Origin of the sequence: Prolixibacter sp. NT017, assembly GCF_009617875.1 — a bacterium.
Taxonomy (GTDB): domain Bacteria; phylum Bacteroidota; class Bacteroidia; order Bacteroidales; family Prolixibacteraceae; genus Prolixibacter.
The window spans coordinates 2,915,544-2,935,062 of sequence record NZ_BLAV01000001.1; the positions used below are offsets into that span (position 1 = coordinate 2,915,544).

The following is a 19,519-nucleotide window of genomic DNA, read 5'->3' on the forward strand; positions in this document are numbered from 1 at the left end:
ACATAACACGGTTGTTGGATAAAAGTTTGCTGTTTGACTATTCATCCAGCGAACGGAGAAAGCTATCCATCAGACGATTCAACTTTGCGTCTGTCTTCGCATCAGCGATGACACCATTGGGTCCGATTTTCCCTTTCGCTCCTTTAATCAACAAACTCCCGTTAGCCGGAATTACTGCATCCAGTGTACTCATAATCAACTTAAGTGATTCCACCGCTTTCTCACCGGAAGCGGCCGCCACAATTAACGCAACCGGCTTTTTACTGAAGATGGTGGTAGAAACTGTCCATTCAATAGCATTTTTCAAACTTCCCGGCAGGCTGAAAACATACTCAGGGGTACAAATGATAACACCGTCGGATTCGGTAATGCGATTCCTAAAATCGACCACGCTTTCAGGAGGTGTTTCGTTATCCTTGTCGGGATTGAAATGCGGCATTTTATCAATGCCGTCATACAAATCAACCGTTATTCGATCGCTGTATGTTGCCGCTATTGCTTTCAGCAGTGCAAGGTTCAGCGATTGCTGTTTGGTGCTTCCCGATATAGCCAGAATTTTCTTTTTGGAGCTGATCATACTTTACTACTTCACATCAACTAAGAAGCAAAACAGTTTTGACGAGCAAAGGTTGGCCGGGATTTCTTCAATGAAACTTCTCCCCTTTGGCCATCATTTCCAGAATCTGTTGCATACGTTTCTCGCGGGTTTTCGGTCTCTTCGCGGTACTCAGACGGTATGCAATGGCATACAGATTGGCTTTGTTCAGGTTCCGGAAAAACGCCAACGCCTCTGGATTGGCCGATAAAGCTTTCATGAAATCGTCGGGAATGGTCATGTTGCTTTGTGCTTCGTATGCTTGCTCCCAGCGTCCGTCGGATTTGGCTTTTTCCACTTCTACCAGTCCGGATGGTTTCATTCTTCCCTCCTTCGTCAATCGTTCAACATGTTTGGTGTTTCGCTTCGACCATTTGCTGCCATTGCGACGTGGCGTGAATTTTCGTAGCCACGATTCGTCATCGTACTTCTTCAGCTGTCCGTCTATCCATCCGTAACATAGCGCCACATCCAGCGCTTCGTCATAAGTCACGGTTTCCTTTCCCGAGTCTTTTTTAAACAATCGCAACCAGATGCCGTCCGGGTTGGTATGGTTCGCGGCCATCCAGTCTTCAAATGCTTTTCCCGATGTGAAAGGCAGGATGGGTAATTCGTTTGGCTCTTCTTTTTTCATTCTGACTTCTCCCGTATCTTCAAAAATAGACGAAAATACGTATTCATACGAGCAAAATTCAGACTGGTTCCGTTTAATAAATCAGCAGAGACTGGGTAATTCCCTGTCTCTGCTATTGCGGAGCATTACGGCTGAACCGCTTCAATCCGGCTGGCTGCACCCGAGACAATTCCTATCCGGTTCCAGGCGTTGATGGTGATAATGCCCATGATGATTTGGGACAGGTACGTTTCATCGAAATATTTGCGTGCGTTGACGATCAGTTCGGCAGGAATATCTCCATGTATCCGGGTAACGGCATCTGTCAGGGCCAGGATGGCTTTTTCCTTTTCATCGAACAGGTCGGTTTCCTCCCACGCATCTAACAAGAAGATGCGTTGTGGTGTTTCGCCATACTTCATGGCATCGGTAGTGTGCATATCGATGCAAAAGGCACAACCATTAATTTGCGATGCCCGTATCTTGATTAACTCGCGATGAATATCGGTTAGTCCGCTGTTTTTAACGTAGTGTTCCAAACCGAGCATGGCCTGATATGCTTCCGGCTGTACTTCGGCAATCTTTACATGTGCTTCCATGACATTTGCTTTTAGTTCGTCACAAAGGTGGCCATGAAAACACGGAAAAAACTTAAACGGGTTTAAGAAACGGATGAATCAGTCTTTTTTCTGAGTTCACTCAGATATTCGGGCGTCATACCAAGCAAAGATGCCAGCATATATTGCGGTACCCGTTGCACAAATTCCGGATATTTTCGCTGGAAACCGAAAAACATCTCCTCTTTGGAACGACTGTACAACAAACCAATACGAAACAATGACGCAGCATAGGCTCGTTGCAGTATTTTTCGAAAATAGGTCTCGAAGGCAGGTACCGTGGCGAATAACTTTTCACTGGTTTCATCGTCCAGCGAGATAACCACCGAATCCTCAACGGCCTGGATACAATATTGACTGGGACCTTTGCGAGCTTTGCTGGTATAATCCGTTATCCACCAGTTTTCGATGGCAAACTGAATGGTCCGCTCGTTCCCCTGCTCATCGGTAAAGAAGAGTCGCAAGCATCCGGATACGACAAAATGATTGGCCCGGCAAATGTCGCCGGTCGTCAGTAAGAACTCCTTTTTCCGCACCTTTCGTTCGGCAACGCTTGCCGCGATAAAATCGGATTGGTCATCCGTCAATTCGGTAAACTGGCGAATGTGTTGGATCAGCTCCCTGCTCATGGATTTTATTTTCCCATTACGGAATTGAGAGGGAGAAGGTAACAGAAATTGTTATTGATTGGATTCGGCTAACCGGTACGTGTGCCTCAACAATTCGGGGCCGCCGAATGGTCCGTGTCCGGGAATGACAATGCGGGCGTCCGTGAATTTGTCGATCACCTTTATAATGGTGGCCGGATAGGCTTTCAAATCGCCATCGGCCGTATTGCCCAACGTACGCGAATTCATACTCTTTACCAAACAACCGGGAAACAGAATCTTCTCTGACGGAATCCAAACCACAATGTTATCGGTCGCATGGGCCGGCCCCAAGTAATAACATTCGATGGTTTTATCTCCTAGTTTCAATTGCAACGAATCTGTGAATCCATGATCGGGAACAGGCAAGCCTTTTACTTTCGCGCTGTCGACGGTTATCTGGTTCGCCCACGACGGAATATGCTGCTGTTGCAAATAAGCTATTCCCCCCATGCAGTCAATATGCCAGTGGTTGGGAACAAAACCAACGACTTCGACCTCCATCGAACTTTTGAGCCAATCGACCAACGTCCGGGTCTCTTCTTCGGTTACAGGTGTGTCAAACAGAAATGCCTCCTTTCCGTTGATAAACACCAATCCGTTGGAAGAAACTCGTCCAAACGGTGGAATCTCTGCCTGTGAAATATGTACATATGCCCGCTCGGACAGTTTGACCAACACAATGTCATCGGACACTTTTAGCCGCTGCGCAATTTGCTGCGCCCATACTTGTCCCTGTAAAAAGACCATCAGGGAAATCACCAACCACTTTTTCATATTTATCATTGGTTACCATTAGGAGTTTCATTTCTTATGCCAGTGCCTGATGAATGGAATCGAGCCGGGCTTTGGCATCCGGTTCCTGACCGAAAATGGAATCAAGCTTTTCGCACGGATAATCACTGCAATGAGCGCAATTATCCAGACCTCTTTCCCGGGCACAATTCCGAATATTGCAATTCCGACAACCGGAAAACAGGCGACCTGTTTCAGCCGTGCAGCCATCACAGTCGGTAACATCGCGCAATTGTATATCGATTCCATACTCCGTTGCACATTGCCTGACAATATCTTCACGCATGGCCTGTTTCCGAATCAAATCCGTCTCGATTGTCGCTAGATGAATAGGGCATCCGTCGCAGTGCAATCCACAATAAACCATCATGATCGTTCTTGTTTAGGTCTTGTTTCTTTTTCCCGAAAAGGGAAAGCATTTGTTTATTTCAGACGGAGCCGAATTCCTATCTGTTCCGCCCGTCGAACCATTCCGTCGCCTCGTCGCCCTGCGACTATGAGATGGAATAGCTGCAGTTTTTCGTTGATCCGTTGTCAGCCATTCCATTGAAAAAGTTACGTAAAAACTTTGCATTTATCCTAACGGGAATCGGCTCAGTGTTCTTACTTTTTCCTTCCGGAGGTACCAGTCGTTGGTTACCAATTCGATTTCCTTCACCTGAAACGTGCCAAAGTCAAAATCCCGAAACTGTTCCAGCTTATCCAGGAAAGTATCTTTATGTTGGAGCGGTTTCCGGAAACGAATAACCGTAGAATGGGCAGTCTGCAGAACATACCGTTTATCGATAGATTGCTGCAGTTCTGATTTCCTGAATTGCTTTCGCAGACTTTCGCGCAACTCATTTAGCCGGTCGTTTTCACTGAATCCCTGAATCATCACTCCTGAAGGTGATGCTGTAATTCCTTTCATCCGAATTGAAAAAGAATCTTCGCCTGCCAGACTTTCACGAATCAGCTGATTGTAGGACGTTAAATCAATCTGTTCCGGGTGAAATCCGCTGTAGCAGGAAATAACCGACAAGAGGGTGATATGTAGATCGGAAGTGAGATAATAATACTGCTCAGGCTCTGCCTTTTGCAGCATTTTCAACCAACCACGAATGCGTTCCTTTACCTCGTCGTCCGGGCGAACCAACAGGGTAATTCCTCGCCGGTCATCCAACGGATCATCCAGCAATTCATCCGTAACAACTCCCTCATTCCGAATCTTTGCTATCGAATCGGTGTATAATTGGTGATAATGCTTTGTTAGTGCAGCTTCATTCATGTAATGTGGAACTTTAGCCGGCAGGCGCTTCCGGCCCACCGAATCTGCGAACGGATTTTAAAAGTAGAAAAATTATTGAAGTAATCTGGCCTTGCCTTTCCCAAGTTGCCAGAGCTTTCTTCCGATCAGGAAAAACCATAACAGGTACAATGGTCCGGCAATTGCCATTAATAATGTGCCGGCCACCGGGAATATAAATCCCGAGAAGATGTGCAGAAAATCAAAGCCATGGGTTACAAACCCTGTATAGGCGGTGAGTTTACTGAATACGGCACTTCTCAACATCACCCAGGAGATGAAGATACCACCTAACTGTGTGAGAATACTTCCCACAATGGCTCCGGTTCCGTGCCACATGTCGGAAGCGAAAAGTACTTCGCCGGCAGCAATCAGGCGGCGTTGTTCCTCCGGAGTTATGGCGCCGGCATACCGGTTGCTCAGGTATAACCATGAAAATACAGAAGGTGTGGCCAGGAAAAGCGTTACACCAATGAATACCATGACAACCGATATTGTTGTAATTCCCTGGTTGGATTCCTTCAGACTGAAGTAAAGACCGGCGAACAGAACGTAATAGAGCGGGATGAATATGACGGTCAAAATGTCGAGCCGGAGCAGCCCGACCAGTTTGTTCTCCTGCAACATGCTAAAGCACTCTTCCACCGTTATCGGCTGGGTGCCAACGGTGACCAACAATATCATGGTTGCAACCGAATAAACAATCAGGATAAAGGCTGCAATTCCGGCTATTCGGCAGAGTCTTTTTACACCTGCGTGTCCGGCTATCCATTCCAGTGTTGTGTCTTGTCGCGACATCATACTATTGCTTTTTATGCTATTTGAAAGCTACCGCTTCGGAGAAATACATACTACAACAAGTCCATCTTCCGGCGGGATGTAGCAATCAGTGCCAGTCCAACGATACCAATGGTGATTCTGGCCGGCACAGGCAACAATTCGAAAAACATCATCGCTGCTCCCGTCAGTGCCAGGATGATACCGACGTAAAACTGAATGTCGTAGATAGTCTTTCTTTTCATTGCTCTGAGTTTAGTTGTCCGGTATGCTATTGGTTATGCAACGATTCCCCCAAACGGAATCTATACTCAAGTTACCAAAATTTGAGCAATCCTCTTAGCTACTTCCGTGAAAACTATTGGTGAGTAGCCTGCACTTGCTCCCGTTCCAAACTGAAAGATTCACTCCGCTGCAGCGCAAGAATCACTTGGCTTATCAGGAAAATACGGTCCTGCAACAGAGGATAGTTAATCTTTTCCGGGGTGTCGGTCGGTTTGTGGTAGTCTTTATGCAAACCGGAGAAGAACATCACGGCCGGGATGCCTTTCTCATAAAACTTGTACTGGTCGGAACGCATGTAATACCCGGTTAAATCGTGCGAATTATTGAAAGTATAATCGAACGAACATTCCGGGACTCGTTGGTCAACCTTTTCAAAAAGAGCAGCAAGTTTCGGTTGTGTATCGGTTCCAAGGGAATAGAGATAAGCCTCTTTCCCGATGTGTTGAGAATCGACACGTCCAACCATATCAATATTCAGGTTAAGCAACACTTTCCCGGGTTCGAAATCCGCGCGTTTCACCTGGTATTTAGCGCCCAACTCTCCCACTTCTTCACCCGTCGTCGCCAGGAAAATAAGGTTGTATTTCAATTCCGGAATACCGGAAAACAGTTTGGCTAACTCAAGCATCGAAGCCACGCCGGAAGCATTATCGTCGGCACCGCGGAAATAAAAACGTCCGTCAGTTCCCAAATGATCGTAGTGCGCCGTGATGTAAATGGAAGTATCAGATGTTCCTTTTAGCATCCCGATTACATTTCGTCCCGTCGTTCGGTTCACTATCCGCTCACATTTCACCCGAACGGTGTTCATCGGACAATCGGCAATCGCTTTAGTTTCGATCAATTGATTGAGGTCTCTGGCAGACATCTTCATCAAATGGCGAATCTGCATATTGGGAATAATAAATTCCACAAAACCAATACTATCATTTTCAGACCGATCACTATAAGCAAACGTATATCGTTTCCGGGTCATGAAGTTCTTAAAAGTTCTCCGGATGGATTCGAATTGCTTATCGTTGTATGGATTGGCTAAAATTAACCCTGCGGCTTTTCTTTTTTCCAGTGCAACTTCAATATCGTACGTTGAACGCAGGTTCTTTGTGAAAACCAAAACCATTCGGTTTTTTACATTGATTTGCTCCAGATCTTCAGGTGTTCCCTTACCGCCGAAAATTAGCTCCAGTTCCTTTTCCTCATTTATGGGTTCTCGGCTCATACTGGCCATCTCCTGAAAATCATCGAGCTTTCGGTTACGGGCAGTCTTCAGATAGGTTTCGCCCCGATAATACTGAACCAGCTTAAAATCGTCGTAGTAGCCGTTGTCTCCTGCTTCCAACAGGCCATATTTGGTAAACTCTCCGGCAATGTACCGGGCCGCTTTCATCTGCCCGAGCGTTCCAGTCAGCCTTCCTTCCATCGAATCGGATGCCAATATTCTGATGGTCTGCTTTAGCTCTTTTTTATCAATTGAAAAATGTGCTGCGTTGGACGAAGATTGTCCGTAGGTTTGTGTTGTCAGACAAACAAAAAGATAAACAAGAATTCGTTTCATCAGTCGTTTAGGTTAGTGAAAAAGTAAAGCCGGTCCTTTGAGTAAAACCAGCTTTCTAAAGCTACAAAACTATTATCATATCTAAAAAGATATCTTACATCTGCGAATTGAGATCCCAGGACAAACCAAACATTGCTACACCCAAAGCTGTTAAACACAACAGAAGGACTTATCTTCTTATTGAATATTTAGAATAGCAAATCATATGATTAAACTAGGAAATACAGACTTACAGACTGCTCCCATTGTATTCGGGGGCAATGTTTTTGGATGGACACTCGATGAAAAAGAGTCGTTCAGGATACTGGACGAATTGCTCGACGCTGGTTTCAATACCATCGATACGGCCAATGTTTATTCGCGCTGGGTTCCCGGCAACCAGGGAGGCGAATCGGAAACGATCATCGGGAAGTGGATGAAAGAGCGACGCAATCGCGATAAAGTCACCGTGATTACCAAGGTAGGCTCCGATATGGGACAAGGCCATCGTGACCTTTCTGAGAAACACATCCTGGAAGCGGTGGACGATTCTTTGCGCCGTCTGCAAACCGACACCATCGATTTGTATCTCTCGCACTGGGATGATGAAAATACACCGGTGGAAGAAACCCTGGGAGCTTACAAAAAACTCATCAAAGCCGGGAAAGTCCGTTATATAGGCGCCTCCAATCTTCCGCCCGAAAGACTGAAGGAATCACTGAAAGCCAGTGTGCAAAATGGTTTGCCGCGTTATGCGGTATTCCAGCCGGAATATAACCTGTACGACCGCAGGGGATTTGAAGAAGGCGTCGATCCCGTTTGCCGGGAAGAAGGGCTGGGCGTTATTACCTATTTTTCGCTGGCTAAAGGTTTCCTTAGCGGGAAATACCGGAGCAAGGACGATCTTGGGAAGAGTGTGCGCGGAGGTGGCGTGGAAGGCTACCTGAATGAACGCGGTTTTCGCATTCTGAAAGCACTCGACGACCTGGCAGCCAAACATGAAGTTTCACAGGCAGCTGTGGCACTTGCCTGGCTCATTCACCAGCCCAATGTGACCGCGCCCATTGCCAGTGCAACGAAAAGCAGCCATCTGAAAGCTTTCACCGAAGCGTTGCAAATGAAACCGGAACCGGAAGATCTACAGTTGCTGCAATCAGCTTCAGCGTATGAATAGTCTTCAACCGAAAAAACTGAATCCGTCATCATACGGTTTCGTATGCTAAAGAAATCCATCAAACAAAATGTATATGATTAGAAAATTAATGCCCGTACTGCTCTTTGGGCTCCTGTTAAGCAGTTGTAACCAAAAGCACAAGGGCCATTCGGCAAATGACGACACTGCCACTGTGAAAACCAAAGCGGAAAAAGCGGCGAAACCCAAAATCCTGTTCGTGTTGACCAACCACGATCAGAAAGGTGACACCGGCAAGAAAACCGGATTCTTCTTATCGGAAGCCGCTCATCCGTGGGACGTATTGAAAGACAAGTATGTCATCGACTTTGTCAGTCCGAAAGGCGGGAAAGCCCCGGTTGACGGATTCGATTTGACCGATCCTGTCAACAAAGAGTTTTGGGACAATCCGGAGATTCAATACAAAATCAACCATACACTGAAGCCTTCGGAGATTAACCCGGACGATTATGTGGCGATTCATTTTGTCGGTGGCCACGGTGCTATGTGGGACTTCCCTGAAAGCAAACAACTGGCAGATATTGCTGCGAAAATATATGAACACCATGGCGTGGTGAGTGCGGTATGTCACGGACCGGCGGGTTTGGTCAATATCAAGCTGGACGATGGCTCGTACCTCATTGCCGGGAAAAAGGTAACCGGTTTTAGCAACGAGGAAGAAAAAGCCGTGAAACTCACCAATGTTGTTCCGTTTTTATTGGAAAATAAACTCAAAGAGCGCGGTGGAATCTATTCCTGCACATCGAAGTTCACCGTGCATGTCGTGCACGACGGACGATTGATTACCGGACAAAACCCACAGTCGGCTAAAAAGCTAGGCAAAGAAGTACTAAAAGAATTGCAGAAGGATTAACTCCGGATACGATAAAATATTAATTAAAGCTCTTGCATTCCCCCGCAAGGGCTTTTTTTTATTCCCACACATATTATTCAATATTAGCATATTACCTCATTTTTTACCTTTTGATGATGTTTCGTACAGATTGAAATACTAAAAGGACACCTCCAAACGTATTCCTGAGAAATCGATTAACCTAAAAATCTATCCAAAATGAAAGTAAAGAATCTCTGGAGCGTCATGTTCATCGTTTTCGCTTTGATAACGAGCTGCAGCGATGACAACAACGGCGTCGATGAAATTGAACAAAAGAACAGTGAGGAACTCCTCACAGCTCATCCCTGGAAATTTAAAAGTCAGGAAATTAACGGCCAGACATCTGATTTTATTACCAGTGGCTCCATTCCTTATATTGCTATTTTCAATGCTGATGGAACGTTTGCCATGGCCAATTTTTATCACTACGAAGACAACCTTCCCTGGACTTTCGACAAAGAACAAATCTATGTAGATGAACAACTGCTGAACATCGATGAAATCTCGGAAACAAACCTGAAGATTAGCTACACCGACGAAGAAGACGGCGATGTGACGCTCTACTTCGAATCGGAAGAACCGGCCGACGCCTTCGAGGGAGATGCAATCTATGGTAAGCATTATAAAGTAGCCGAAGCTGTTTTTAATTCGGAAACTCAAACCATGGAAAACAACCTTTCCCTCTACCGGTTCCGCGCTTTGATTGAAGATGGAATGGCGACAGCCACCTCTGAAAAAGCAGTTAGTCTCCCCTACACCATTGTCTCCAAGACATTTGTTTTTGTGGAAGGAATGAGCGAAGGATACGAGATGGAAGTGGACGCAGAAGGTGATTTGCACCTGCTGTCGATGGAATATGTTAGTTCCGTTCCCAAATCGGCCAGTGTAACGGGTACGACTGAAACCGAAAGCGCTTACACCTTGTCATTCCGGTTTACCGAATGTGACCTCTCCGACTTTCTCACCGGCCCCGACTGGAAACTAACTGAAGTTGAAAAGAACGGGCAGGTAACCACTCAAGACTTACCCATTGACCTTGGAACTATCTGGTTCATCAACCCGCTCACCCAAAAGATTGAGGAGCGGCCAACCGCAGCGGATGATGTCGCCGAATATTTACTGTGGGACTTTATTGGTACGCCTACGGCCGATAATATTCAGCTGGAAGTTACGATCGACGGCGGTGAAGTTTTAACGTTTACAGTTATCCAAATCAGCTTAACCGAACTGATTTTCGAAACAGAATATAACACAGATACGTACCGCCTTACATTCTCTGTGGAAAACGAGCAGGACGTGTAATCTAATAGTAACATTCTCTGATTACATGTTTTTTCTTCAATAATTCAATCACCTTAACACCAAACATTTCCCTGCAAAGTGTTTGGTGTTATTTTTTGGGATAGGCAGCAACTGCTATCTCGTGAAATGCTTTGTCAACACGCCAAACAAGTCGTGGTTGAATTCCGCGTCAAGTTCCGGAAGTGTTCGTAACCCGAAGATAAAAGCGATGGCAATCGGATCGGTACGATAAGCCGTGTGCCCCTCGTAAAATCCGTAGCGCATGATATAATAAGGAGCCATTTCGCTAAAATGCAGCGAGGTGAGTTTTGCTTCCAGGTCCTTTCGCTTAGCAGTAGATAGCTGACTGTAGTGTTCGTCCAGAAAGGTCTTTTCTTCCGGAGTCAGAGCGCGACTCACGGTAAAATCGAAACTTCCCTGAATTTCATCGTGGAAGATGGAAACCTGCCAGCCTTTGCTTCTCTCCCCTTTGAAATGCAATTGATGGCCGTTATAGAATATCACGGGTATGTTGTCGTAAAATCGTTTCCAACGCCCTAACTCAATTTCCTTCAGGACAAGATTCCAAACGTGAAAAAGGGGCTTAGCCATCTGCGGATGCGTCAGCCCCATGGCACGCACCAGTTGATTATCGCCTTTCAGTACCGAAAGAATATCTTCATCTTGTGCCATAAAACCGGCATAGGAAAAGCCATTGGGACGCCCAATTTCATTGATAATTTTCACCGGGAATCCCGTAATTCGTTCCTTGCCTTCTAACTCTGCTTCATCGTGCAAACCAGTCTTTGCCAGCGCCGGGAAATCGCCTTCGTCGACTCCGAGCTGTTGCCCTTTTCCCATCATCCATTTGAATTGATTGCTGTAAAGAAGGGGGTCGCCGTTTTCCACCGTAACCGAAACATTTCCATAAGTCGAGTCCTTTTTCATCACCAGAATTGCTTCTGTCCCGTACTTCAGCACCGAAGGGGAAGCTATATCCGGTTTCGACAGGTAGGTCAGCGGATAAAAAAACCAATCCTGGTCTGCTTTTGACTTATTCCCCCGTTGCCCCAACGAAATGCTGGTTGAGAATATCAACACAACCAAAAGAAGTCCCAGGCGACGTTTCCACCGAACGAGATGTTCTACCCTATTTTTCATGGCTCTAACAGTTTCAGTTCTTTCAAAATGTCTTTTGTTATTTCGTATCGTGCCCGACTGGTTCCGTTAAAATCATCGGATACAAAATTCATGGCATAGAAATAGGGCCGATTATCCTTTTCAAAATACCCGACCAGCTACATGACATAATCATTGTCGTTCAGAACTCCCCCACCCGTCTTTCCACTAAGCGTCCAGTCATCTCCTTTTTCCAGCACGATAAGCTTCTTTACTTTCTCAATGGATTCCTTCGAAACCGGTAAGTCATCGTGATAAAACTTCCGTAGAAAGGCGATTTGCTGATTGGCACTAATGCGGAATTCTCCGGCCAGCCAGAAGCGCGTAGGCGGACCATTCAGATTCTTGTTTCCATAATCAAACGCCTGCACGTATTTCCGGTATTTGTCAATGCCTATCTTCCCGGCAAAGCCGGTATATACCCATACACAGGAATATTTTATCGCAGTACCCAAGGTTTGGTCCTGATTCCATTTCTGAGCCTGCCACTCATGTCCATCCCATGGAATCACCTGATCGGTGTCGGAAACAACATCTTCTTCCAAAGCTATCACCGAATGGGGAATCTTAAAAGTAGACGCAGGAATGAATCCGGAATCGCATCCTGCCGGATTATAACGAATGAACTCATTGTTCGCTTCATCGAACAGCACAAAACATCCGTCAACTCCATAACGGTCAAAGTAAGGTTTGAAATTCCACTCGGTTGTCTTTTGGGCATAGTTTGAAGAAACCAGTGATAAAAGGAAAAGCAGGCTCAGTAAATTTTTCATGGTAAGTCGTCAGTCAATTCAACGTATGGTTATGCCTTCAGCGGATCATCTTCCAGAATGGCATAGTGATAATTGTCTATCCATTTTCCCCGGATGGGCAGAATCTTGCGGCGTAAACCTTCGCGCACCATCCCACACTTTTCCAGTACGTGGATGGATTTAACATTTTCGGTGGCCACACCGGCTTCCACTTTATGTAAATGAAAATCATCGAATCCGGTTTTTATCAATCTTTTCGCCACTTCCGTAGCATAACCTTTTCCCCAGTGAGCAGGAAGGAGCTTGTAGTATATCTCTCCCAGTCGGAATTTATCCAACGACAGGGTAAAACCAGCCAGTCCAATGAATTCGCCGGAGTCTTTCAACACTATTTTCCAGGTATATGATTTGCGCGGGTTATCCGTCTGTTCCTCAATAGCGGGACGTATCAGCTCTTCTGTTTCGTCCCTGTTCTTCGGTATTCCGATGGTGTTGAACTCATCAACTGCAGGGAAAGAATGCAACCGGTGAATATCATCCAGATCATTCCAGTTGATTTCCAGCAATTGCAATCGTTGCGATTCGAGTTTCATGATTTACTGTTCAGTTGAAAGGTTTGATTTGCTTAAAGATAATCAGGAAAATATGGATATACAACGGAGCTTCATCATTCATTTACTGCGCTTGGTAAGAAATTCCGTATTTATCGAACAATTGCTGCAGATAGGCCACGCTGCCAATAACGCCCAATTTTCCTTCCTGTCCTGAAATTAGCCCCACCAGGTAGCCGTTTTGGTCAATCACCGGAGAACCACTTCTTCCTTCCCCTCTCACATTCCGGGTAAGTGTCTGCACATAAAAGTAGTTTCCCATGTTCTTAAAACACTGCATTTTTATCAGCTTCGGATAACGATTATCCTTTTGTAGTGCTCCCCAACCGACCGCGAAAACAACCTCGTTGGGACGGACCGGGGTATAGCGAATTTTAAGCGGATAGAGCGCATTGTTCTTTTCCTGAAGTGAAAACAAAATCCAATCCCGATCCTTCAGCGTATTAAACTGTCCGATGGGTTCATTAGTCGATTGATTAATCAGCCTTTTTATTTCCACCTGCTGCTCCGGCCGGTTTTTCGGGTACATTTTCCACAATACAAACTGCGGCCCCAAATCGATAGAAGATAAACCCTGGTTGGACTCAAAAACCATGAACAGGTGTTTGCAACTAACCGCCAGCGTATCCTTTCCGGTATTGACCAGAAATGCATTGGCAATTCCATGAAAGGTGGTGTCAGTAAAGGCGATGTCGTTGGTGAGGGCAAAAGCCGGCCACTCTTTAACGGGTTTAGCCATCCAGCTTTCTTGGGCTACCTCTTTTTTTTCATTGCATCCGCTAAAAACAAACGAGAGAAAAAGGGATAGAATGAGTAAATAAATGTTTTTCGATTTCATTGGTTTGATATTTTTTCAAATCCCTGACAAGGGTTCGTCATTCCTGATTAGCCATAAAAAATGGCTGTTATGTTCCGTAGTTAAAATTACGAAAGCATAACAGCCATTCCAAGTGTATCTTTTGTGGTTCTTTAATGCGTATCCTGAATAAATTTCGCCGTGTTATCGTGTAGTTCTTTCAGGGAAGGAATATGCAGATAAACCATATGTCCCGACATGTAATAATGGTAGGAGATATTCTTCTGCAAAGCTGCCGGCATGGGTAAATGACGCATTTCGTAAACTCCTTCGAAGTACGGTGTCGCCAAATCGAAATAGCCCATATTCAGCATCACTTTCATCTTCGGATTGTAAATCATCGCCCGGGCCAGGTCAGGCATAACGTTGGGGAAAATTTTCCTGCCGCTTCCCGGCGCCTGATGACGCGAATCCCATTTGCGACCAATGCCGTCTCCAAATGGCTGATAAGGTACATCTTCTCTGAATTTCAACGTCGAATGCAAATACGTGTTCGCTGTAGCGATGTAAATACTACCAATGGCTTTGTTCATCGGGTCGAATGCGGGGCGTTTGCTCAACGGATCGACCATATAACCGGAGAAGCGGGTATCCAAACGTCCGGTTACTTTATCCTCCTTTGCCAGCAGATTCTTTTCAAATCCCGGTCCGGTTACGCGCAGGTTGGCTTTCTTGATGTAATCGACCGGAAGGCCTGTATATTCATGCAGTTTTTCTGCCGTTTTGTTGAAGGTTGCAGAATCAATCGTCACGCCTTTGCTGAGTGCCGATGCAAAATCTCCGAGTGCGAAGCCTTCCACCTTCCGGAGAAGCGGTTCCAGCTTCTCTGGCTGGTTGGGAAGTTTGTGATGATACCAGGCGGTAGCCGTCATACTTGGCAAAACCAGCTGGTGAGCAATTTCGTTACCGGGATTCAGGGCAGCCATCCCCGAAACATTATCGTAGTTCAGAATCTGCGAAAGCATGATCACACCATTCAGATCGATGCCATGGTTCTCGCCCAGATAGTAAGCAACCACTGCCGAACGGAATGTTCCGTAACTTTCGCCGAACAAATACTTCGGAGAATTCCACCGGTTGAATGTGGTAAGGAACTGTGTGATGAATGAAGCAAAGGCATGTCCATCCTGGTCGATACCGTAAAAATCTTTCGGGTCGCCGGCTCCTCCTTTGTCTTTCCCAATAAGCTGACTGTAACCGGTTCCGGGAGCGTCGATAAAAACCAGGTCGCTGGCATCGAGCAGGCTGTAGTCGTTATTTACCAATGAATAAGGCGCTGAGGTCCGGGCTGTATCAGCCGCATCGACACGTTTGGGTCCCCATGCACCCAAATGCAACCACACCGATGCACTTCCCGGGCCACCGTTATAAATAAATGTCACCGGACGGTTGGCCGGATTGCTTTCGCCCGACTTAAAATAAGCCACGTAGAACATGCTACAGGTCGGTTCCTCCTTTTTGTTTTTCAAAACAAGTGTACCAGCTACCGCTTTGTAATCAATCCGCTTCCCCTCAACGGTCACCACTCCACTCGTTACCGATTTCTGCGGGCGGGTCAATGTTGTATCGGGTTTTACAGGAGTTTGGGAATGTTTGGACTCATTTGGATTTTGAGCCGACAAATCCATCGCTGAAAGCATCGCTACTATCAGGACAGAAAGAATCAAATTCAACTTCATTTGTATCTGTTTAAGTTAGCAATCACCGCTTGTCAAGAAAAGGCGGGTGGTTAGTTTCCTGATGATTCAGTTCTTTAAAAATAGTTTTTTTGCCGAAGAGTATGGCATTCTGTTTCAGCGAAAGCTAATTGAGCAGCTTATTCACACGAAAAAAGAGGACACTAAAAGCATCCTCTTTCGCTATATAGTCAACAAATATTGTTCAAATCAAACGTCGATGCCGAACATGATCCGGACGAGATACCCCAGTCCAAACGATATCAATCCGACCACCGTACTCAGGATAACCATTTCCCAGAAACGTTTCCGGAAAGGTTGATCGTTAGCGACCGATATATAATAACTATAAAGGAATACGACCAGCACCGAATCGATAACAGCCACAATCAGCGCGACAAACGGTGAAGTAAAGAGCAGGTAGGGCACTACAAGGAAAACAACAGCAAAAACATAGGCGATACCGGTAAAGATGGCTGATTTGACAGCTCCTTCATGGTTACCTTCCGACTTATTAGACAGATATTCCGACGAAGACATCGACAGAGCACCAGCCAGTCCGGTGATGATGCCGGCCAACGCTACCAAACGGGTATTCTGAAGTGCAAAAGTCAAACCGGCCAGCGTTCCCAGAATTTCCACCAAAGCATCGTTCAATCCCAGCACGATGGAACCGATGTATTTTAACTTGTCCTCTTCGAGCAGGGCAATTAGCTGGTCCTCATGGTCATTCTCTTCCTTGGCGATGATCTTGGCCTCCGGGATTTCATCTGCTATCTCGTTGTAGTTGACCTGGGCACTCTCCTCCCCTTTCTCCATCAGCTTAATGCCGAATGTGATACCGAAAATCCGGGCTATCCAGTAAAATTTCCAAATCTTCCATTTACTCGGAGCGACTTCCGTTTCCGTGTACTCCTTCCAGATATCATAATGCTTGTGCTCATCGTCGGCAATGCGGCTCAACACCTCGGCATTATGCGGGTCACGCTGTTTGGCAGCCAGCTGCTTGTAAATATGATATTCGGTGATTTCGTTTCCCTGGGCGACCAGCAATTGACTTCTGGTTTCGGGGGACAATGGTTTACGTTTCATCGATGTTTTTGGTTCTTTTGATTTGAGGCAAAACTACATAATGTTTGGAAAACCAACTTCCTTTTCCCACTCCGTTTCGCTAAAAATCTCATTAAAAAACTCTTCTGTTTTACGGATGTCATCCCTTCGAGGGATGACATCCTTTTTCACTGTTGGAGCTTTGTCAAATTCGGGTTCAGTTGAACCCTTTCAGGGTTCTGGTTTGGTCCTGTCGTATTTTCCATGCATTCCATACATGGTTATTAAGTTTCGATCCCTCCGGGATCAATTATTCGGAGCGGGCATCTACTTGCCCGACACTAGGGACCTTATGTCATGAGCCATGCAATTTACACATGACTATTCAGCTTGGATTCCTCCGAGATTTCGCGTTTTAACGCTTCGCCTTCAATAGTCGCATAGCCACGGAGTGGTTATCCATCAACTAAGACACTGAAGGTCCGCAGAAGATGAGCAATCCCGACAGGGATTGAAGCTTAGTAACCACAGGTGCAACCTGTGGTTAAAAGGGTGGCTCACACCCTTAGACCGAACCCTGAAAGGGTTCAACTCTCAGCAAACACGTAGCGCTCGTCGTAGTCAATTCCGTGCTCTTTTAACAACCGGATGTACTCCTCCTGAAAACTGATCGCCCTATGATGCTCTTTCTGATTTTTCACATAAGCCACCAATCGCTCTTTCGCAGAGATAGAATAAGAAAAAGCGCCATACCCACTTTGCCAGCCATGAAACGATGGGAATATCTTTGTCTCTTTCAAAAACGCAGCGGTTGCCAACTTGATATCTTTTACCAGTTGGGCGGGCGCAATAGCTGGGTGAATATGCGTTACTATGTGCAGATGATTCTCCGTACCGTTTATCTGGTACAGATGGCATTTTTTATTCTGTAGTATACCTGCTATAAACTGATACAGCCTCCTCTGACCATCCAACTCCATTGTAGGCTCGCGAAACTTGGTAGATAAAACGATCTGGTAAAGGATTTGAGTGTAAGTACTCATGGTTTATTTAGTTTGGTTGAACCCTTTTCAGGGTTCTGTTTTTTAGTCTGGTTTCAACCCCATGCATTGCATACATGGTTATTCAACTTCAATCCCTGCCGGGATTGCTTAATAGATCCGGTGCATATACTCATCTGTGCCTCATTCAGCTTTTTTCCATGCATTGCATACATAGTTGTTGAGCTTTAACCCCTACCGGAATTACCCGTTTTTACTTCTTTACATATCAATAGTCCCATAACCACGAAGTGGTTAAAGTTCAGTAACCGCAGGTACAACCTGTGGATAAAGAGCTGCTACTGCCCTTAGCCCGAACCCTGAAAGGGTTCAACGACAAAAAGTGACTAGATTCGCTATCTTTTTTAAATTCCAAACCAATTTAATCAATTTATGAGTCTATCGAAATAGATTAATCTAAAGCAAGCGTGTTTCTCCCCTCCTCTAAATAGATTGCCATCCAGGAAAAATTGCTACGCCCGGATTTAAAATAAAGGGCTTTCGAGCAAATCCGCTTGCTTCTTCTTCTAAATAGAATATTGCTGAGCAAATATGTTTCACACTTTTCCTAAATAGAATATTGCTGAGCAAATGTGTTTCGCACTTATTCTAAATAGAATATCGCTGAGCAAATATGTTTCACGCTTATCCCAAATAGAATATCGCTGAGCAAATATGTTTCACGCTTATCCTAAATAGAATATCGCTGAGCAAATGTGTTTCGCACTTATTCTAAATAGAATATCGCTGAGCAAATATGTTTTGCACTTATCCTAAATAGAATATTGCTGAGCAAATATGTTTTGGAAACCATTGGCATCCGAATCCTAATAAAACAGCAGGTCTGAACATGCCGCGCTACTAGCTCGCAACTGAACCATACCCCTTTTATCAACACCGGGAAAATTATCTCCTCTTTTATTTTGATTAAAAATAAATTAGCCTAATACACTGGACATTTTGGGAAAAGTGCCATAGCTTTATTCTAGTTCTCAGATCATAGCCAATAACAACACATTTACAAACGAGACAATTTATCATATCAATCAGAAAAATATTCAATCCAATAATTCATAGCAGGAAGCTATCATTTCAACTTCTGCCTGACAAAAATTTAATCTAATGAATCAAATTAATCATTTATCTAGTTCGGCTACGGTCCCCGAAGTGGCAGACGTAGCCAATCATGTGGGCATTGCAATCGATAATGCTACGCTGACTGACGAATACCTGAACGGTGAAAATGTAAAATTGAAAGGAAATGCGACTCTCATGGTCCGCGGTATTGGCTCCGAACGAGGAAAAGAACTAAAAGATGAACTCGATGCCGCCGATACCCGCAGAGACGCATTGTTTTCGGCCTTGATGCATTTTCTTCGAGGATATCAACGATGGAACAAAAACTCAACGGGCGAGTCAGCTGATGTTCTCTACGCAATTATTAAATCGCACGGAGCGAACATTCCCCGATTGAGTATCGAAAAAGAAAGCGCTATGCTCGAATCAATTCTTGGCGCTTTCCAAAAGGAAGAAGCTACACAGGCTATTACATCGCTAAACTTAACCGAATTGGTTGCCGATTTACAAAGTGAGCAAGCACATCTCCAGGAGGTTTATCAACAATCGGCCGAACTGGAATCCGAAAAACCTGAGGTAATAGCCCCATCAAGTATCAAACGCGAAACGCAGGTTATACTGAACGATATCATCGACTACCTGAATGCGATGAGTAAAGCGAATGCGGCAGTTTACAGCACATTAGCTGCCACGGTAGCAGAGCTGGTTAATACCTTGAATGATAAGATCAAGGTTCGCCATTCAGATACAACAATCGACCAGAATAATTAAAATCATTTCTTT

Annotated in this window: 21 protein-coding genes; 4 read left to right on the forward strand and 17 right to left on the reverse strand. The window is 45.2% G+C overall.

The annotated features are described in order from the left end of the window. Nucleotides 1-37: 37 nt before the first annotated feature. The 10 genes from GJU87_RS12030 to GJU87_RS12075 all read right to left on the reverse strand — a co-directional run bounded on the left by GJU87_RS12030 (nucleotide 38) and on the right by GJU87_RS12075 (nucleotide 7,169). Nucleotides 38-577, reverse strand: coding sequence for an NADPH-dependent FMN reductase (locus GJU87_RS12030; protein ID WP_153639750.1), 540 nt, complete (start codon nucleotides 575-577; stop codon nucleotides 38-40). Nucleotides 578-644: 67 nt separating this feature from the next. Continuing rightward, nucleotides 645-1,229 (reverse strand): YdeI family protein, encoded by a 585-nt coding sequence (locus GJU87_RS12035; protein ID WP_153639751.1) that lies wholly within the window; start codon nucleotides 1,227-1,229, stop codon nucleotides 645-647. 125 nt (nucleotides 1,230-1,354) lie between these two features. Beyond that, nucleotides 1,355-1,807, reverse strand: a complete 453-nt coding sequence (locus GJU87_RS12040; protein ID WP_153639752.1) for a carboxymuconolactone decarboxylase family protein — start codon at nucleotides 1,805-1,807, stop codon at nucleotides 1,355-1,357. 62 nt (nucleotides 1,808-1,869) lie between these two features. After that, nucleotides 1,870-2,454: a Crp/Fnr family transcriptional regulator gene (locus tag GJU87_RS12045; RefSeq protein WP_153639753.1), complete on the reverse strand. Its 585-nt coding sequence runs from the start codon at nucleotides 2,452-2,454 to the stop codon at nucleotides 1,870-1,872. A 51-nt stretch (nucleotides 2,455-2,505) separates the two neighbouring features. Then, nucleotides 2,506-3,249: a subclass B1 metallo-beta-lactamase gene (gene bla / locus GJU87_RS12050; protein ID WP_194831523.1), complete on the reverse strand. Its 744-nt coding sequence runs from the start codon at nucleotides 3,247-3,249 to the stop codon at nucleotides 2,506-2,508. A gap of 34 nt (nucleotides 3,250-3,283) precedes the next feature. Further along, complete coding sequence (locus GJU87_RS12055; protein ID WP_153639755.1) at nucleotides 3,284-3,637, reverse strand: DUF3795 domain-containing protein; 354 nt, start codon at nucleotides 3,635-3,637, stop codon at nucleotides 3,284-3,286. Between the two features lie 204 nt (nucleotides 3,638-3,841). Continuing rightward, a complete protein-coding gene (locus GJU87_RS12060; RefSeq protein ID WP_153639756.1) occupies nucleotides 3,842-4,534 on the reverse strand; it encodes a 2'-5' RNA ligase family protein in 693 nt (230 codons plus the stop codon). A gap of 72 nt (nucleotides 4,535-4,606) precedes the next feature. Further along, nucleotides 4,607-5,353 carry a hypothetical protein gene (locus GJU87_RS12065; protein WP_153639757.1) on the reverse strand — a complete coding sequence of 249 codons (747 nt, stop codon included), beginning with the start codon at nucleotides 5,351-5,353 and terminating at the stop codon, nucleotides 4,607-4,609. A 50-nt stretch (nucleotides 5,354-5,403) separates the two neighbouring features. Continuing rightward, nucleotides 5,404-5,574 carry a hypothetical protein gene (locus tag GJU87_RS12070; RefSeq protein WP_153639758.1) on the reverse strand — a complete coding sequence of 57 codons (171 nt, stop codon included), beginning with the start codon at nucleotides 5,572-5,574 and terminating at the stop codon, nucleotides 5,404-5,406. Between the two features lie 113 nt (nucleotides 5,575-5,687). Beyond that, nucleotides 5,688-7,169, reverse strand: a complete 1,482-nt coding sequence (locus tag GJU87_RS12075) for a M20/M25/M40 family metallo-hydrolase (protein ID WP_153639759.1) — start codon at nucleotides 7,167-7,169, stop codon at nucleotides 5,688-5,690. A 205-nt stretch (nucleotides 7,170-7,374) separates the two neighbouring features. On the opposite strand from GJU87_RS12075, the gene GJU87_RS12080 reads away from it, so the two are divergent. The 3 genes from GJU87_RS12080 (at nucleotide 7,375) to GJU87_RS12090 (ending at nucleotide 10,516) form a co-directional block, all read left to right on the forward strand. After that, entirely contained in the window at nucleotides 7,375-8,322 is a 948-nt protein-coding gene (locus GJU87_RS12080; protein ID WP_153639760.1) for an aldo/keto reductase, read from the forward strand. A gap of 73 nt (nucleotides 8,323-8,395) precedes the next feature. Further along, nucleotides 8,396-9,193 (forward strand): type 1 glutamine amidotransferase domain-containing protein, encoded by a 798-nt coding sequence (locus tag GJU87_RS12085; RefSeq protein ID WP_228491973.1) that lies wholly within the window; start codon nucleotides 8,396-8,398, stop codon nucleotides 9,191-9,193. A 198-nt stretch (nucleotides 9,194-9,391) separates the two neighbouring features. Beyond that, nucleotides 9,392-10,516, forward strand: coding sequence for a hypothetical protein (locus tag GJU87_RS12090; protein ID WP_153639761.1), 1,125 nt, complete (start codon nucleotides 9,392-9,394; stop codon nucleotides 10,514-10,516). Nucleotides 10,517-10,630: 114 nt separating this feature from the next. On the opposite strand, the gene GJU87_RS12095 is transcribed toward GJU87_RS12090, so the two are convergent. The 7 genes from GJU87_RS12095 to tnpA form a co-directional block, all read right to left on the reverse strand. Continuing rightward, nucleotides 10,631-11,656, reverse strand: coding sequence for a hypothetical protein (locus GJU87_RS12095; RefSeq protein ID WP_153639762.1), 1,026 nt, complete (start codon nucleotides 11,654-11,656; stop codon nucleotides 10,631-10,633). Nucleotides 11,657-11,793: 137 nt separating this feature from the next. After that, nucleotides 11,794-12,447, reverse strand: coding sequence for a penicillin-binding transpeptidase domain-containing protein (locus GJU87_RS12100; RefSeq protein WP_153639763.1), 654 nt, complete (start codon nucleotides 12,445-12,447; stop codon nucleotides 11,794-11,796). A 29-nt stretch (nucleotides 12,448-12,476) separates the two neighbouring features. Further along, a complete protein-coding gene (locus GJU87_RS12105) occupies nucleotides 12,477-13,019 on the reverse strand; it encodes a GNAT family N-acetyltransferase (protein WP_153639764.1) in 543 nt (180 codons plus the stop codon). Nucleotides 13,020-13,101: 82 nt separating this feature from the next. Beyond that, entirely contained in the window at nucleotides 13,102-13,875 is a 774-nt protein-coding gene (locus tag GJU87_RS12110; RefSeq protein WP_153639765.1) for a trypsin-like serine protease, read from the reverse strand. A 131-nt stretch (nucleotides 13,876-14,006) separates the two neighbouring features. Then, the gene (locus GJU87_RS12115; RefSeq protein WP_153639766.1) at nucleotides 14,007-15,572 is read right to left on the reverse strand and encodes a S10 family peptidase; all 1,566 of its coding nucleotides are present in this window, start codon (nucleotides 15,570-15,572) and stop codon (nucleotides 14,007-14,009) included. Nucleotides 15,573-15,779: 207 nt separating this feature from the next. Continuing rightward, on the reverse strand, nucleotides 15,780-16,661 hold the full coding sequence (locus GJU87_RS12120) for a VIT1/CCC1 transporter family protein (protein ID WP_153639767.1): 882 nt from the start codon (nucleotides 16,659-16,661) through the stop codon (nucleotides 15,780-15,782). A gap of 545 nt (nucleotides 16,662-17,206) precedes the next feature. Beyond that, entirely contained in the window at nucleotides 17,207-17,662 is a 456-nt protein-coding gene (gene tnpA / locus GJU87_RS12125; protein ID WP_153639768.1) for an IS200/IS605 family transposase, read from the reverse strand. Nucleotides 17,663-18,781: 1,119 nt separating this feature from the next. On the opposite strand from tnpA, the gene GJU87_RS12130 reads away from it, so the two are divergent. After that, nucleotides 18,782-19,507 (forward strand): DUF6261 family protein, encoded by a 726-nt coding sequence (locus GJU87_RS12130; protein ID WP_153639769.1) that lies wholly within the window; start codon nucleotides 18,782-18,784, stop codon nucleotides 19,505-19,507. Nucleotides 19,508-19,519 lie beyond the last annotated feature (12 nt).

What these genes read in the sequence shown, in the direction of transcription:
- GJU87_RS12030 (WP_153639750.1), bottom strand. Translation starts at nt 577, where the DNA reads ATGATCAGCTCCAAAAAGAAAATTCTGGCTATATCGGGAAGCACCAAA.
- GJU87_RS12035 (WP_153639751.1), bottom strand. Translation starts at nt 1,229, where the DNA reads ATGAAAAAAGAAGAGCCAAACGAATTACCCATCCTGCCTTTCACATCG.
- GJU87_RS12040 (WP_153639752.1), bottom strand. Translation starts at nt 1,807, where the DNA reads ATGGAAGCACATGTAAAGATTGCCGAAGTACAGCCGGAAGCATATCAG.
- GJU87_RS12045 (WP_153639753.1), bottom strand. Translation starts at nt 2,454, where the DNA reads ATGAGCAGGGAGCTGATCCAACACATTCGCCAGTTTACCGAATTGACG.
- bla (WP_194831523.1), bottom strand. Translation starts at nt 3,249, where the DNA reads ATGAAAAAGTGGTTGGTGATTTCCCTGATGGTCTTTTTACAGGGACAA.
- GJU87_RS12055 (WP_153639755.1), bottom strand. Translation starts at nt 3,637, where the DNA reads ATGATGGTTTATTGTGGATTGCACTGCGACGGATGCCCTATTCATCTA.
- GJU87_RS12060 (WP_153639756.1), bottom strand. Translation starts at nt 4,534, where the DNA reads ATGAATGAAGCTGCACTAACAAAGCATTATCACCAATTATACACCGAT.
- GJU87_RS12065 (WP_153639757.1), bottom strand. Translation starts at nt 5,353, where the DNA reads ATGATGTCGCGACAAGACACAACACTGGAATGGATAGCCGGACACGCA.
- GJU87_RS12070 (WP_153639758.1), bottom strand. Translation starts at nt 5,574, where the DNA reads ATGAAAAGAAAGACTATCTACGACATTCAGTTTTACGTCGGTATCATC.
- GJU87_RS12075 (WP_153639759.1), bottom strand. Translation starts at nt 7,169, where the DNA reads ATGAAACGAATTCTTGTTTATCTTTTTGTTTGTCTGACAACACAAACC.
- GJU87_RS12080 (WP_153639760.1), top strand. Translation starts at nt 7,375, where the DNA reads ATGATTAAACTAGGAAATACAGACTTACAGACTGCTCCCATTGTATTC.
- GJU87_RS12085 (WP_228491973.1), top strand. Translation starts at nt 8,396, where the DNA reads ATGATTAGAAAATTAATGCCCGTACTGCTCTTTGGGCTCCTGTTAAGC.
- GJU87_RS12090 (WP_153639761.1), top strand. Translation starts at nt 9,392, where the DNA reads ATGAAAGTAAAGAATCTCTGGAGCGTCATGTTCATCGTTTTCGCTTTG.
- GJU87_RS12095 (WP_153639762.1), bottom strand. Translation starts at nt 11,656, where the DNA reads ATGAAAAATAGGGTAGAACATCTCGTTCGGTGGAAACGTCGCCTGGGA.
- GJU87_RS12100 (WP_153639763.1), bottom strand. Translation starts at nt 12,447, where the DNA reads ATGAAAAATTTACTGAGCCTGCTTTTCCTTTTATCACTGGTTTCTTCA.
- GJU87_RS12105 (WP_153639764.1), bottom strand. Translation starts at nt 13,019, where the DNA reads ATGAAACTCGAATCGCAACGATTGCAATTGCTGGAAATCAACTGGAAT.
- GJU87_RS12110 (WP_153639765.1), bottom strand. Translation starts at nt 13,875, where the DNA reads ATGAAATCGAAAAACATTTATTTACTCATTCTATCCCTTTTTCTCTCG.
- GJU87_RS12115 (WP_153639766.1), bottom strand. Translation starts at nt 15,572, where the DNA reads ATGAAGTTGAATTTGATTCTTTCTGTCCTGATAGTAGCGATGCTTTCA.
- GJU87_RS12120 (WP_153639767.1), bottom strand. Translation starts at nt 16,661, where the DNA reads ATGAAACGTAAACCATTGTCCCCCGAAACCAGAAGTCAATTGCTGGTC.
- tnpA (WP_153639768.1), bottom strand. Translation starts at nt 17,662, where the DNA reads ATGAGTACTTACACTCAAATCCTTTACCAGATCGTTTTATCTACCAAG.
- GJU87_RS12130 (WP_153639769.1), top strand. Translation starts at nt 18,782, where the DNA reads ATGAATCAAATTAATCATTTATCTAGTTCGGCTACGGTCCCCGAAGTG.